Source organism: Kiloniella sp. (genome assembly GCF_965205715.1).
GTDB lineage: Bacteria > Pseudomonadota > Alphaproteobacteria > Kiloniellales > Kiloniellaceae > Kiloniella.
Window position 1 is genome coordinate 1,070,791 of record NZ_CBDBHW010000013.1, and the last position, 13,885, is coordinate 1,084,675.

General features: G+C 48.5%; 13 protein-coding genes, 1 tRNA gene and 1 pseudogene. 6 read left to right on the plus strand and 9 right to left on the minus strand.

Translation table 11 applies throughout. The features are described 5' to 3' along the window. Position 1: 1 nt before the first annotated feature. Together ACOGW3_RS16500 and ACOGW3_RS16505 are read right to left on the minus strand one after the other, a co-directional pair. Complete coding sequence (locus ACOGW3_RS16500) at positions 2-1,630, minus strand: ABC transporter permease (RefSeq protein WP_419903983.1); 1,629 nt, start codon at positions 1,628-1,630, stop codon at positions 2-4. Between the two features lie 159 nt (positions 1,631-1,789). After that, positions 1,790-3,010 carry an ABC transporter substrate-binding protein gene (locus tag ACOGW3_RS16505; RefSeq protein WP_419903984.1) on the minus strand — a complete coding sequence of 407 codons (1,221 nt, stop codon included), beginning with the start codon at positions 3,008-3,010 and terminating at the stop codon, positions 1,790-1,792. A gap of 214 nt (positions 3,011-3,224) precedes the next feature. On the opposite strand from ACOGW3_RS16505, the gene ACOGW3_RS16510 reads away from it, so the two are divergent. The 4 genes from ACOGW3_RS16510 to ACOGW3_RS16525 all read left to right on the plus strand — a co-directional run bounded on the left by ACOGW3_RS16510 (position 3,225) and on the right by ACOGW3_RS16525 (position 5,471). Further along, a tRNA-Gly gene (locus ACOGW3_RS16510) sits at positions 3,225-3,298 on the plus strand. Between the two features lie 86 nt (positions 3,299-3,384). After that, a complete protein-coding gene (locus tag ACOGW3_RS16515) occupies positions 3,385-3,819 on the plus strand; it encodes a hypothetical protein (RefSeq protein WP_419903985.1) in 435 nt (144 codons plus the stop codon). A 161-nt stretch (positions 3,820-3,980) separates the two neighbouring features. Further along, positions 3,981-4,400 carry an NUDIX hydrolase gene (locus ACOGW3_RS16520; RefSeq protein WP_419903986.1) on the plus strand — a complete coding sequence of 140 codons (420 nt, stop codon included), beginning with the start codon at positions 3,981-3,983 and terminating at the stop codon, positions 4,398-4,400. Positions 4,401-4,457: 57 nt separating this feature from the next. After that, positions 4,458-5,471 (plus strand): glycerophosphodiester phosphodiesterase, encoded by a 1,014-nt coding sequence (locus tag ACOGW3_RS16525; protein WP_419903987.1) that lies wholly within the window; start codon positions 4,458-4,460, stop codon positions 5,469-5,471. 2 nt (positions 5,472-5,473) lie between these two features. Here ACOGW3_RS16525 and ACOGW3_RS16530 read toward each other — a convergent pair whose 3' ends face one another. Beyond that, the gene (locus ACOGW3_RS16530) at positions 5,474-5,779 is read right to left on the minus strand and encodes an NIPSNAP family protein (protein ID WP_419903988.1); all 306 of its coding nucleotides are present in this window, start codon (positions 5,777-5,779) and stop codon (positions 5,474-5,476) included. Between the two features lie 134 nt (positions 5,780-5,913). Between ACOGW3_RS16530 and ACOGW3_RS16535 the strand changes: the two genes are divergently transcribed. Both ACOGW3_RS16535 and ACOGW3_RS16540 read left to right on the plus strand, forming a co-directional pair. Then, positions 5,914-6,318 (plus strand): Imm32 family immunity protein, encoded by a 405-nt coding sequence (locus tag ACOGW3_RS16535; RefSeq protein WP_419903989.1) that lies wholly within the window; start codon positions 5,914-5,916, stop codon positions 6,316-6,318. 156 nt (positions 6,319-6,474) lie between these two features. Next, positions 6,475-7,068 carry a biotin transporter BioY gene (locus ACOGW3_RS16540; protein ID WP_419903990.1) on the plus strand — a complete coding sequence of 198 codons (594 nt, stop codon included), beginning with the start codon at positions 6,475-6,477 and terminating at the stop codon, positions 7,066-7,068. Positions 7,069-7,201: 133 nt separating this feature from the next. On the opposite strand, the gene ACOGW3_RS16545 is transcribed toward ACOGW3_RS16540, so the two are convergent. The 6 genes and pseudogenes from ACOGW3_RS16545 to nirB form a co-directional block, all read right to left on the minus strand. After that, on the minus strand, positions 7,202-7,726 hold the full coding sequence (locus ACOGW3_RS16545; RefSeq protein WP_419903991.1) for a universal stress protein: 525 nt from the start codon (positions 7,724-7,726) through the stop codon (positions 7,202-7,204). Between the two features lie 180 nt (positions 7,727-7,906). After that, positions 7,907-8,662, minus strand: coding sequence for an SAM-dependent methyltransferase (locus ACOGW3_RS16550; protein WP_419904073.1), 756 nt, complete (start codon positions 8,660-8,662; stop codon positions 7,907-7,909). Further along, positions 8,638-9,870, minus strand: coding sequence for an ISL3 family transposase (locus ACOGW3_RS16555; protein ID WP_419901077.1), 1,233 nt, complete (start codon positions 9,868-9,870; stop codon positions 8,638-8,640). Before ACOGW3_RS16555 ends, ACOGW3_RS16550 begins: the two co-directional genes overlap by 25 nt. Positions 9,871-9,989: 119 nt before the next feature. Next, positions 9,990-11,063, minus strand: a pseudogene (locus ACOGW3_RS16560) (molybdopterin-dependent oxidoreductase); the annotation flags it as partial. An 8-nt stretch (positions 11,064-11,071) separates the two neighbouring features. Then, positions 11,072-11,422 carry a nitrite reductase small subunit NirD gene (gene nirD / locus ACOGW3_RS16565; protein ID WP_419903992.1) on the minus strand — a complete coding sequence of 117 codons (351 nt, stop codon included), beginning with the start codon at positions 11,420-11,422 and terminating at the stop codon, positions 11,072-11,074. Beyond that, entirely contained in the window at positions 11,419-13,881 is a 2,463-nt protein-coding gene (gene nirB / locus ACOGW3_RS16570) for a nitrite reductase large subunit NirB (RefSeq protein WP_419903993.1), read from the minus strand. The genes nirD and nirB overlap by 4 nt, the downstream gene beginning before the upstream one ends. Positions 13,882-13,885 lie beyond the last annotated feature (4 nt).

Sequence of the window (13,885 nt, forward strand, 5' to 3'; positions counted from 1 at the left end):
TTTAGGACCCTTTTAAGGATCTTCTGTTGCGAAATATAATACCAGGCAAAGCGATAGCGGCGCTAAACGCTAGCAAGGGAAGGAGAGCTTGTAAAAGAGCGTAAACTCCTATCACCCGTCTGTTGCCACTTGCGGACAGGTTAACGGCTTCGGTCGTAAGAGTAGAGAAGCGTCCGCCTCCTGCAAAGAGGGTCGGCAGGTATTGGGCGACGGATACCGCAAAGCCAATTGCGAGGGCAAAGAGGAGGGGGCGGAGTAACATCGGTAATCGAATTTGCCAAAACGCTTTGGCGGGGCTTGCTCCCAGGGAAAGTGCAACCGAGACATAGCGATCATCCTGGCAGCGATAGGGGTCTGAGAGCGAAAGGAATACATAGGGCAGGACGAACAAAAGGTGGCTCCAGATCATGGAAAGCCAACTGCCATCGATACCAAGTCTGATGGTTACAATCTGAACCCCGAAAAGAAAAGAAACCTGGGGGATCATCAAAGGGAAATAAAGAAGCCATAGCGCACCGGTTCCCGCAGACTTGCCCCTTCGTTTTTCATTTTCAAGACAAGCCACAACCAGGATTACAGCAATTAGAGAACTGGCGAGGCCCACGGTCAGTGTTGTCCCGCTGGTCGAAAAAAGATTGTAAAAGTTGCTGCTCCAGCTTTGTGTTGACCATACCGAAGGTAAGGCATCTGGATAGCGCCATCTACGGGTGAACGACCATACCAAAATAACAAGAAAGCTGCCGCAAAAAGCGGAGATAATCAGTCTGATAATCCATTTTGACGTCGCCGCCACGAAACCTTCACAGAGATCACGACGACCATTTACCAACCAGGATTTAGAGGCACGGGAGAGAATAATCTCCCCCGTCCGCCAAAGAATTATTGAACCCAATACGAGAAGGAGCTGGAGAACGGCTCCGGCTGCGGCAAGGGTGCGATAACTGAGGTCGGGATCGTAGAACCACCTCAGAACCAGAATGGACAGGGTGGGTGGAGTCGTTGGTCCAAGAATAAGCGCGACATCAACCACTGAAAGCGAAAAGGCGAGTACAGCAAAGATCGGCAAGCGGATTTGGCGATAAATTACGGGTAATACCGCTTTTATCCAGGCGGCAACTGGTTTGTACCCCAGGGTCCGGGCCAGGCAAAGGCGTTGTTTGGCTTCGCTCTGATCCAAGGCCGCGATCATCATTAGCAACAGGTAAGGCGTTTCCTTGATCACCAACCCGAGAATAAGGGAAAGCCCGTTGGGGTCGTGGATAATGGCCACATCTGGTGGGGTTTCCCAGTCCGTGGCCCAGGGGGAAAGGAGCCGAGCGATCCATCCGCTGGGGGCAATGAGAAATGCGAGGCCAATGGCCAGCGCCGAATGGGGGATGGCCAGAATGGGGGCCAGCAGGGTGCGGAAGCGGTTGAAGCTTGCGGAGCCTTGCCATGCGGAAACAAAGGCAATGGCGATAACCAGGGAAATCAGAGTAGCGGCAACACCACTGGTGAGGGTATTGATCAGGGCTTGCGGTAAAGCGGGTTGCCTGAGCAATTCGACCCAAGGGGTAAGGCTGAGCCCCTCGCTGCCGATAACCGGAAGGTAACCAAAGGCGGGTAATAAGGTACTGATCAACCCAGCCAAAACGGGACCCAAAAAAGCCATGAGGGTGAGCAGGGGCATTGATCGCAGGCTAAAAACCTTGCCGATCCAGACGGGACTTTTATCTATTACCCGTTGCGTTGTTAGCTCATGATCCCTCATACCTTGATTTTATCGCAACTCTACTTTGTCATGGCAGAATTATTGGCCATAGCGCTGCAACCATTCTTTTTCGATTTTCTCCATCCAGGAAGGGTGCGGCTCTAAAAGTGTGGGGCCAAGATCTTGTGGAGACAGCGTGGCCACCCCAAGCTCGATATCGGCAAAGACCTTCTGGTCGGATGCTGCAAGCTTGTTAATCGCAAGCACAGTATCGTCGCCCCAGAATTCAGGGTCTTGTTTGCGGGCCTGTGCCTTGGGGCTCATTAGAAAGTCAGCCGCAACCATGGCTGCTTCTTTACTGGATGAGTTGTAGGGAATAGCAACAAAGTGCGTGTTACCGATGGTGCCTTTTTCAAATACGAACGTACGCACGCTTGGGGAGAGCTCTCCGGATTTAATGAGCGATGAAGCGGACCCCGGATTAAAGGAAAGCTGAATGTTCACTTCGCCATCGTCCAACAATTGCTGTTGTGCCGCACTGCTGACGGGGAACTGCCGTCCTCCACGCCAGAGGTTGGGGTGAAGTTTGTCTAGGTAGGCCCAAAGTGGGGCGGTTGCCTCCTTAAAGGTAGAGCTTTTCCGAACTTTTGAACGCAGAATAGTTGGATCTGCTGCCAACTCAAGCAAGGCCTGTTTTAAAAAGGTGGAACCAAGGAAGTCGGGGGGCGAAGGATAGGTGTAACTGCCAGGGTATTTCTCGCTCCATTCCAGAAAATCGGCAATAGACTTTGGTGTGGATTTAATCCGAGCAGAATCATAAATGAAATTGAACTTTGCCATGCCCCAGGGCGCTTCCATTCCATCAACGGGGATGGTGAAGTCCATCGTGGTGGTGGCTTTGTTTTCGGTGTCGACCAGGAGGTAATTGGGCAGTTGATTAGTAAAGGGGCCAAACAACAGCCCGTTCTTTTTCATAGAGGCAAAGTTTTCGCCGTTAATCCAAACCAGATCAACGCTGCCACCACTGTCTTTACCAGCGGTTTTTTCGGCCAATACCCGGCTGACGACATCGGCGGTATCGGTGACCTTCACGTGTTTGAGGGTGATGCCATGCGCATTCCACAACTCTGTACCAACCCAGGCAATGTAATTATTAATCCGCTCACTGCCGCCCCACGCGTTCCAATAGAGGGTCTGTCCTTCGGCTTTGCCTTTGATATCTATCCAGTCATCGGAGGATTGGGCCCAACTCGTTTGCGTTATCAAACTGCAGAACAGTCCCGCCGCCAAAGCCATCAAGCCAATACGTTTTCTCGCCACAATCTTGTCCCCACTAAGTGATATCGCCAGTAGATATATAATACGAGGCAAGCCTATAGACCTCCGTCCTTCCTGTCAGCCCTAAGTCTTTCTCATCACGAGGGTTTTATCTCCCTAGAAAAATAGAAGCTGTCAGCTTGAGAGGAGAAAACCTTGCGGTATTTTAGCGCCAAGGGTAGTTATTGTAGCAGTAATCTCGTCGAGCACATCTTTTGCGGGTGTAGTTCAATGGTAGAACGGCAGCTTCCCAAGCTGCATACGGGAGTTCGATTCTCCTCACCCGCTCCAATTGCTCTCATTTTTTGATTAATTTATTATCAAAAGTCGTTGCCCGACTTAGTTCATGCTCTACCATAAGTAAAAGGATATAGTCGGTGAAACAGGTTGTTGATGAAAAGCAGTTTGCAAAATTCATTGATCGATTTAATGGGTTTTATGACTCGTCATTAGTCAACATTTCAATGCGGTATAACTATAATGATGGTCCCGAGTTCTTGTTAGAGGTCTCAATTGCAACCAGGGACACCCAGAGTGTGGATGAGTATGAAAGTATAGCTGAGCTAGAATGGGTAATTGTCGTTATTTATCTCAGCCGCGTTACTGAGATTGCAGTACGAGAATCTGATAAGACAAGTTTAATCTGTGTTTCTAACGGTATCCATCTCTCGACAGTAAATGGTCAAATTGGATTTGAATTTGGTGACTATTATTATGAAGAGCCTGCGACCCTAGACGAGTTAAGGCAATCTGACGCTTATGCTGTAGGAGAAAAATTATCTTTTGAAGTCCTTCCTTATTCATCTGATTAATTCTCCTGCATCTTTGAGGCATTAAATACTAACTTCTCTTTTGTTCAGATAAGATTATGCCCCTTGTTAGTCACGATATGTTTCATATCTATTGTTTGTTAATTGAATTTTCCGCCTTACCCACTTCTTCGTTCATTTCTCAATACCTTTGAAAGCCTCCTATGACTGATTTCAGCACACCTAAAGACCCTGATACCATTAGAATAGCTGCCGCGGTGATCAGTAATGATCAGGGCAAGGTGTTGCTTGTTCGCAAGCGCGGCACCTCCTTTTTCATGCAAGCCGGGGGCAAAATTGAACAAGGTGAAGATCCTTTGATTGCTTTGGGGCGAGAACTTCAGGAAGAGTTGAGTTTCAAGATCGTTGAAGAAGACTGTCACTATCTGGGCCGGTTTTCTGCCAAGGCGGCGAATGAAGATAATGCAATGGTCGAGGCTGAAATCTATCACATCGAGAGCAATCTCAAGGTGACCGCCCAGGCTGAAATTGAGCAGCTTATCTGGATTGATCCCCGAAACATGGGCTCTCTAAAGGTTGCACCTCTGACGGAAAAACTCTTGAAGGAAGATTTCGCGAGTTAAATAGATCTCCTGAGTCCTCGGTCGTTTTGAAAAGAACTAAACTTTAAGAAGATTGCCATGCAGATTATAAAAACAACCCTTCTAAGCCTGAGTTTATCTCTCCTTGTGACACCTCTTATGACAACTGCGAGCTCTGCCGAAAATGTCTCCCGAGAAGAAATTGCTCAGGCGGCCTCTGGTAAGGAGTTTCACCAGGGCTTTGATCTGCAAGGGCACCGCGGTGCGCGTGGACTGGCGCCGGAAAACACTCTGGCGGGTTTTGCGTTGGCGCTGGAACTTGGGGTGACGACGTTGGAGCTGGACACGGGTGTCACCAGGGACGGCGTGGTGGTGATCCATCACGACCCATATCTTAACCCTGCTATTGCCCGCGATGCCAAGGGTACGTGGGTCGCGGACAAATCCCTGCTTATAAAGGAGATGGACTATGCAGAGCTTTCTCATTTCAACGTTGGGAAGCTCAAGCCGGGTTCGAAATATGCAGAACGTTTTCCAAATCAAAGACCAGAAGCTTTTCAAGCGATCCCGCAGCTCGCCGATCTCTTCGAAATGGTCAAGAAAACCGGACAGAACGACGTCCGCTTTAATATTGAAACCAAGATTAACCCTACCAAGGCTTCGGCCACGGTCACTCCCGAAGGATTTGTAACGGCACTGCTCACTGTGATCGAAAAAAACGGGATGTCTGATCGCGTTTCTATTCAATCCTTTGACTGGCGTACCCTTCAGTTGGTGCAAAAACAGGCCCCAGGCATTCCCACGGTTTACCTGAGCGCCCAGCAAAAATGGTTGAATAATATTGCCTTGGGGCAAGAGGGAACGTCGGGTTGGACCGCAGGCTTTGATGTGGATGATCATCAGGGCAGTATCCCGAAACTGATCAAAGCTGCTGGCGGTACGGTCTGGTCACCGTTTTACCGCGAACTCACTCCAGTACTTCTGGCTGAAGCCCATAAAGAAGGCCTGGAAGTCATCCCCTGGACAGTGAATGATCCCCAAGATTTTGCCAGATTAATTGGTATGGGGGTCGATGGGATAATTACCGATTATCCTCATCTACGTCTTAAATAATTCTACCTAAGTACAGGACGTAAAAACTGGCGGTCATAGCGGCGGATACATTTGGTCTTTTTAGCGTATTCAAAAGCCTCCAGGCATTCGTCATCTTTCATGCTGTCGGCGCGGTATTGTTCGTATTCGGCGAGGGAGGGGAAAGAGAACAGGGCAACAGCGAGGTCATTGGCGCTTTCCTGTGGCAGGAAGTAACCGTGATGGGTACCGCCAAAGCGCTCGACAAGGGGGATCCAGAGTTTGGCATAGGTTTCAAACTCCGCGAGCTTATCCGGATCAATCTCATAATTTATATAACAGGTGATCATCGTTATTCCCGTCAGTTCTCTGTCATTGATTAAGAAAGAGCGATCATAGGGATCAGTGGCTAAGAACCGTAATGAATTCTTATGATAGTGATGATTGGGTTTTGTGATAAAGACCAGATAAGGGGGACTTGTGAATGTCTAAGATCCATGTCGTTTGTGATGGAGATTGGGAAAGGCCTGAAGTTCAAATTTCGGGATCTTCTATGGCTTTGTCTCAACTTGGTATATTACTGAGTGGGATTAACAGTCATAGACGCTTTTCAACGAATAATTCGATAGATGAGATTTATGCTATTAATATTCCAACCATTATTCTCACTTTCCTCGATATAGGAAATGATCGTCTTACCGTTGGCATTGATCAAAATAGCTTAAGGTTTTCAGGTACAAAAAAGGCTTTTGATATTTTGGGAGATTCTTTAGTTAATTTTTTTGATGATCAGACTGTGGTTGGTGAGCATTTCCACTTGGATTATTACGAAGGAAACGAAGTTTTGAATGACACAACGTGTCATTTGATTTTTATGTGTAATAGATAACCTACCATGCTCCAAACCCTCCCTGCATAAATACACCTTCCCACTCCTGAGTCTGCTTGTTAGAGTCCTGATGTAATTATCGATTCTTTCTTTGTTATCTCCCTTGTTATTTTCCTGGAATATACAAAGCTAATTTATTAATTAGGAGGCACATAGATGCTCTCATTACAGACTGCTTACCCAACTCTGGGCCAGCAGATTATTGGTACAAATTCTAATCTTTTGACCAAGATGTTGATGGTGGTTGTTGGTTCGCTGGCTCTTTGGGCTTCAGCGAAGATCCAGATCCCGTTTCACCCCGTTCCCATGACTATGCAGACCACGGTGGTTTTTGCCATCGGCATGGCCTTTGGCTGGCGTCTCGGTGGCCTGACCATTCTGCTCTACCTTTTTGAAGGCGCCATGGGTCTGCCAGTCTTTTCGGGTACACCTGAAAAAGGCATCGGCCTTGCTTACATCATGGGACCAACAGGTGGGTATCTCCTTGGTTTCTTTGTTTCTGCTGTTGTTGTTGGTTGGCTGGCTGAAAAAGGCTGGGATCGCAATTATTTCTCTACAGCAGTGGCAATGGTGATCGGCAATATTGTGATTTACTCATTTGGTCTGGCTTGGCTTGGTTCCATCGTTGGTTGGGACAAGCCTGTACTTGCTTGGGGCATGACGCCATTCCTTCTCGGCGATGTCATTAAGCTGGTTTTAGCCTCTTTGATGTTGCCGCTTATTTGGAAATTTATCGGTAAGCCTGAATAGAAGGCTGATAAAAATATCAAATAAGGTCGCACGTTTTGCTGCCGCCAAAGTGATTTCAAGAACGGTGTTTATCCCTGGGTTATTCGTTAGGGGGGCACCGTTCTTTGTCGTTCAGATCAGCTTTCTTTCGGTTTTAGCGTACAATTAAACAGGAACATTTCGACTGTTGTCCGACCTTTTGGGAAACGCTGCCGAGTAACAGGCCTTTGATTGCCCCAAGACCTCTGCTGCCAATAACGATAAGGCCAGCTCTGATCTGTTCGGCTGTTTTTAAAATTTCCTCTACTGCGTCACCTTCTACGATATCGCTGGTGACATTTTGTACACCAGCTTCATTGGCATGAGTTACAGCCTGATCGACAATGCGTTCGGCCAAAGCGGTTAGAGCCTCGTATTCATTACGGTATTCAATAGTACTATCTTTTGCGAATAATATATTGCAGGGCATATCTACGGATTTGTTTGGCATCGCTGGTTCTACCTGAACTAAATGCTCGACTTCGGCCATGTGACGTAATTCTGCAGATATATCTCTATTTGATAAAACGTGAAGAATTTTGAGATCCGCGCTATACTTGTTGGCGAGATCAGCAGCCATATCTAGAGCTTGGTGGCCCTTTGGGGATCCATCAATCGCGACGAGTATCGTGTTTACCATTTTATCATTCTCCCAAATACTGATGAAAACATCCGACCAACCGATGTTATCTTGCCGGGAGGGGCATTCGTAACTCACAGGTAAAAGGATCTGCCCTCAGACATCTTTTTTATAGGTTAGCCTTTCAAATTAACCGTTAAACTCCACCTTTATTCTACTCTAAAATGCCGAAGAAGTACATCAGTGGCCTGGACGGACCTGGCCTGGGCGTGGGGCTGACTGGTAAAGGCGGGTAGCAGTGAGGCGGACTATGTTCTTTCCGGATTTGGCCAGAGATTTCATTGTGGGTTCAGTTTGTTCTAAGCCGCAGATATTCCCGGATTTACTGGAGCCCACAGCAATATGCTTTGCTTCCCGTCGGGCAAACTCCAGGATGGTTGGTGAGATTTCCTGATCGTAAAGAATGACATCAGCCGATTGTAAAATCCGAATGGTCTTGAGGGTTAAGAGTTCAGCATCCAGTGGATCGATTTCGAGAGAAGTAATTTTTCCAAGTTTATATATATTTTTCTGCGAGGTGATTTTCTGAATTGAATTCAGCAGTTGCATCGCTGAACGTCTATCGGGTGCTGAGGTAAAGGCTCTGTGGCTAAACCCTTGCCAAAAACGACGGCGTTGGGCTCCTGTAAGTAGGTTTTGATTTACAGCCATTCGTATAGAGGTAGCCAACTTTGCCCAACGGCTCAGGCTCTGGGGGAGCAAGGCTTCTATGCGTCGTCGGATCGCTTGTCCAAGGATCGGGGCTGCTCCACTTGTGGAAATACTCACCACGACAGGCGAGCGGTTGACGATAGAGCCGAACTGAAAATCACAGAGCGCGGGCTTGTCGATGACATTGACTGGAATGCCCGCAAATTTAGCGGCAGCGTAAAAGTCTTCTAGATGGCACTTCTCCGCTTTGTTGAGTAGATTTAGGATTTCAAATAGAGCATAGATTGATTATCTGGAATGGATGATTGTCTAATTTTGAGTTTGAAGTATTCGGTATCCTTGATGCCTCTGGCTCGCTTACGGATCATTCCTATACTGACATTACCAGCCTCTATCCTGGCGCTTGTGAGCTTGTGTTTGGCGTAGTTGCAGATGCCCACACAATGTTTCCGTAGGGATTTCGCGAACTTTTTTAGATAGAGCATCTGTGACTGATCTGCTATCAGGCACCAACGTTCCAGTTGCTCCGCCATCGCCTCAAATGAAGCGGCACTCCACAGCAGCTGAAGCTGTTCTTTCAAGACGTAAAGTGCATTCAGGTTGCTATTGCTCTCCAGCAACCTTTGCAGCTTGTCACTTTGTTTTTCACTCAACTTATCCGCATTTTTGAGCAACAGATAATGTGTCCCTTTCATCAACTCTTTACCACTTGGATCGGCCTTTCTGAACTCAAGTCGACGCTGATTATGGATAGCTTTGCTGTAGTTTTTCATGACGTGGAAACGGTCAAATACTATGTCGGCCAACGGCAAGGACTCTCTGACAGCCTTTTGGTAGGCAGGCCCCATATCCATCGCTACGGCCTTTATTTTGCAGGCTGTATCTGGTTGCAGTTGTTTCAAAAACCTTGAAAAAACCTCGGCAGTTCGGCCTGCTTCAACCCAGATCAGATGACCGCCAACCATATCGTAGACCACCGTCATGTAGTCATGACCTTTCGCCCGGGCAACTTCATCTACACCAATATATTCCAAGCCAGTTAGCTCTGCAGGATCAAGCGTAGGGAGAGTTTCAATAAGGTATGCCCTGTCGATATTCTTGACCGTTTCCCATCGTATATCCAAATGTCTGGAAACCGCTTGAATAGACATATGCCGACATAATCCACTGATCAGTCGGCAAAATCGGTGAGTGAAACGGCACCCTTTATCAACAAAATCACACCCCTCAATGCGGCGTTCGCCCTTGTTAATATAAACCTGCGCCAGCTCAATCTCGACCACACAAGGATACCCAAAAAGGGGGATGTCGTTTACTTGTCGGCGGACATGCTGGTTGATGCTTCCCTTCTGGCCTGTAGCAGGGTCTATAGCCCTCCTACGCGCGTCTCGGCTGCAGTGAATGACAATCTTAACACCGCCGTCATCCAGTTTAATTTCATTTACACGTTGCCCTTTGAGGCCTAAAATATGCTGCGAGATGTTGATTGTCATATACCTGCTCTATGTAAAGTTATCAGAAACCATACATATCAACAGGTTACTTGGAGGTCGGCATCTTTTTCTACTCAACAAAGCGGAGAAGAGCCCACGATGTCTCTGTGATCGGGATTTTCAATATCCATATGAGCGGCAAGCATATTTGCCAGCCCGCCTACTTCGCGCCCACCCATGGCATTGGGTTGCCCGGTAACAGAGAAGGGGCCCATGCCCTTTTTGCCAATCCGTCCGGTGGCGAGATGACAGTTGATAATGGCATTTACCTTGTCGGTGCCGGAATTGGACTGGTTGACGCCCTGACTGAAGACTGTGACGGTCTTTTCCGTTTTCAAAAACAGATCGTAAAAGCTATTGATCTCTTCTGGTGAGAGACCCGTTTGAGCACTTAAAGTTTTGAAATCAGACGAACTCGCTGCTGCCCTTATGGTCTCTTCAAAGCCTGTGGTGTGCGCGTTGATGAAATCAAAATCAAAGGCATCGTGATGGGCGAGGTGGTGCAGTAATCCGGTAAAGAGCGCGACATCGCCGTCAGGCTTTATCGCCAAGTGAAGATCCGCGATATCGGCGCTCATGGTCTGTCGTGGGTCGATCAGAACAACCTTCATGTCAGGGCGGTCGGTCTTTGCTGCCGTGATACGCTGGTACAACACCGGGTGACACCAAGCTAGGTTGGAGCCAACCAGAATCAGCAGGTCCGCTTTCTCAAGATCTTCGTAAGCCCCTGGAACGGTGTCTGTGCCAAAAGCGCGTCTGTGACCCGCCACTGACGAAGCCATGCAAAGGCGAGAGTTGGTATCGATGTTGGCCGAACCGATAAAGCCTTTCATCAGCTTATTGGCGACGTAATAATCCTCTGTCAGGATTTGACCGGAAACATAAAAAGCAACTTAATCCGGGCCATGCTCAGCAATGGTCTCATTAAACTTGTGGGCCACAAGATCCAGAGCCTGATCCCAGTTGGCTTCCCGGCCATTGATCTCTGGTTTTAAGAGGCGTCCTTCAAGATTGACGGTCTCACCAAGGGCTGAACCTTTAGAACAGAGCCTGCCAAAGTTCGAGGGGTGATCTGGATCCCCCTTGATGCTGACTTCGCCATTGGCGTCACGAGATGCGATGACCCCACATCCAACCCCGCAATAGGGACAGGTGGTCTTGATTTCAGTACCAATTTCTGGAGCTTCGAACATACCCTAACTCATCCGCTTTTTGTTGAAAGGCTGATCAGTATTTCTTCACCAATGAGCTTGATGGGAAATGCAAGTGTCTGCCCCACGTCAGCGCCCTGTGTGATCCCGCTTTCAAGAGAAATTACCCAGTTATGCAGAGGACAGGTCACACAGCCATCGTGAACAATACCTTGGCTAAGCGGGCCATTTTTGTGTGGGCATTTATCTTCCAGCGCGAAGATTTTATCGTCAGCCGTGCGGAAAATCGCGATTGTCATGTCACCATTTTTTATACACCGAGATCCCCGCGGAGGGATGTCGTTGACAGAGCCGATAGAGATCCAATTTTCGACGATTTGTTCTTTTAGAACCGCACTCATTCTGCAGCCTCCCGAAGATCAAGGGTCGCAAGGGGATTGAACTCGTGTTTATCTTTGCCGGAAACACGTTCAGACCAAGGGTCGACCTGAGCAAACTTTTGACTGAAGACAAAGTTGTCGTAATAGGTTTTGCGTTTGTCTGCTTGGGCCATAATCTGGGAGCGGATTTCATCAAGGCCAACACGTTTCGCCCATTTATAAATCCGTTCCAGATAAAAGCCCTGTTCCCGGTACATCTGGGCCAGAGCAACCACATGTTCCATGACCTCTGCTTCTGTACTAACCATGCCGAGGATCTCGGTGCCTTTGATATCGAGACCCGCAGCCCCGGCAAAGTGGATTTCATAACCACCGCTGAGACAGATCACACCGATATCCTTACAGGTGGCTTCGGCACAGTTTCGAGGGCAACCGGATACCGCGAGCTTGAGCTTGGCAGGTGTCCAGGATCCCCACATGAACTTTTCAAGCTTGATGCCGAGACCAGTAGAATCCTGAGTGCCAAAACGACACCAGTCACTTCCCACACAGGTTTTTACTGTACGAAGGCCTTTTGCATAGGCCTGCCCGGAAACAAATCCGGCTAGGCCTAAGTCCGCCCAGACAGCGGGGAGGTCTTCTTTTTTGATGCCCAGCATATCAATACGCTGTCCACCTGTGACTTTGACCGCAGGGATATCAAACTTGTCGACAACATCGGCAATGGCACGAAGCTCATTTGATGACGTCATGCCACCCCACATCCGGGGAACAACGGAATAAGTACCGTCTTTTTGAATGTTGGCGTGAACTCGTTCGTTGATATAACGCGACTGGTAGTCATCGGCGTATTCATTTGGCCAGTCACTAACCAGATAATAATTCAGGGCTGGGCGACACTTGGCACAACCGCAAGAGGTTTTCCATTCCAGCTCTTGCATGACAGCGGGAATGGTCTTCAGCCCCTTAACTTTGATCAGGCGGCGGATATCGCCGTGGCCGAGATCGCTACAGGCACAAATACCTTGTGCCGCATCGGGATCATAGTCTTCTCCAAGCGTGTGTCCGATCAACTGTTCGACCAGACCAGTACAGGTTCCACAGGACGCGGAGGCCTTGGTATGCGCACGCACTTCGTCGAGCGAGCTTAGGCCTTTCTCTGTGATCGTATTGACAATTTGAGATTTGCATATGCCGTTACACCCGCAGATTTCCGCATCATCTGGTAAGGCTGCAACGGCCGCCATAGGGTCCAGGGGGGTACCTCCCTGAAACATCTGGCCGAATATGAGGGTTTCACGCATGTCCGAAACATCCGTGCCCTTTTTCAAAAGATCAAAGAACCAAGGTCCATCCGCTGTATCCCCATAAAGCACGGCGCCGATGATCTTGTTGTCTTTGAGCACAATGCGTTTGTAGACCCCAGCCTGGGCATCGCGGAGGACGATTTCTTCTCTGTCCTCGCCTTCTGCAAAGTCGCCAGCGGAATAGAGATCAATACCCGTGACCTTTAACTTGGTCGCGGTAACTGATCCTTTGTATTCAGCCTTTCCATCCAAAAGGTTATCGGCAAGAACCTTTGCCATGTCGTACAGCGGTGCAACCAGACCATAACAATGGCCGTTGTGTTCCACACACTCGCCAAGAGCATAAACATCAAGATCGGATGTCTGCATGCTGTCATCAACAAGGATGCCGCGATTGCATTCAATACCGATATCACTGGCGAGCTGCATGCTGGGGCGGATACCCACAGCCATGACCACAATCGTTGCGTCGATAACAGTGCCATTGTCGAGTTTGACACCCGTGACCTTGCCCTCTTCGCCAAGGATTGCATGGGTGTTGGCTTTGGTGATGACATCGATATTGCGGTCTGTGATCGCTTTCTCGAGCAGGTAACCTGCAGCCTGATCAAGCTGGCGCTCCATCAACGTTGGCATCAGGTGCAGAACAGTTACGTCCATGCCCTGTTCGCGCAAGCCTGCGGCAGCTTCAAGGCCAAGAAGACCACCCCCGATCACAACAGCACGCCCTCCAGTTTTTGCTGCAGAAATCGCCGCAGAAATCATCTGATCAACATCGTCAAGATCGCGGTAAACCAGAACACCTTCGAGATCGTGTCCCGGCAGTGGGATGATAAAAGGGTTAGATCCCGTAGCGATAACCAGCTTGTCATAAGAGGCTGTAATACCGTTTTCCGAGGTCACTCTTTTCAAGATGCGATCAACCTTGGAAACCTTGGCCTTTTTGTGCAGAGTTATTTCATGCTCATCGTACCAGGCATCATCATGAGTGATGATATCCTCGTAAGTCTTTTCCCCTGATAAAACCGGGGAAAGCATCAAGCGGTTATAGTTAACCCTGGGCTCGGCATTGAAAATGGTTACCTCGAAGGCATCGGGATCTTTGTCGAGAAGTTCCTCGAGCATCCTTCCCGGTGCCATACCATTGCCGATGACGACAAGTTTTCGTTTCATAGTT

Coding starts and splice junctions, on each gene's coding strand:
- ACOGW3_RS16520 (WP_419903986.1), top strand. CDS start 3,981: ATGACTGATTTCAGCACACCTAAAGACCCTGATACCATTAGAATAGCT.
- ACOGW3_RS16525 (WP_419903987.1), top strand. CDS start 4,458: ATGCAGATTATAAAAACAACCCTTCTAAGCCTGAGTTTATCTCTCCTT.
- ACOGW3_RS16530 (WP_419903988.1), bottom strand. CDS start 5,779: ATGATCACCTGTTATATAAATTATGAGATTGATCCGGATAAGCTCGCG.
- ACOGW3_RS16535 (WP_419903989.1), top strand. CDS start 5,914: ATGTCTAAGATCCATGTCGTTTGTGATGGAGATTGGGAAAGGCCTGAA.
- ACOGW3_RS16540 (WP_419903990.1), top strand. CDS start 6,475: ATGCTCTCATTACAGACTGCTTACCCAACTCTGGGCCAGCAGATTATT.
- ACOGW3_RS16545 (WP_419903991.1), bottom strand. CDS start 7,726: ATGGTAAACACGATACTCGTCGCGATTGATGGATCCCCAAAGGGCCAC.
- ACOGW3_RS16555 (WP_419901077.1), bottom strand. CDS start 9,870: ATGACAATCAACATCTCGCAGCATATTTTAGGCCTCAAAGGGCAACGT.
- nirD (WP_419903992.1), bottom strand. CDS start 11,422: ATGAGTGCGGTTCTAAAAGAACAAATCGTCGAAAATTGGATCTCTATC.
- nirB (WP_419903993.1), bottom strand. CDS start 13,881: ATGAAACGAAAACTTGTCGTCATCGGCAATGGTATGGCACCGGGAAGG.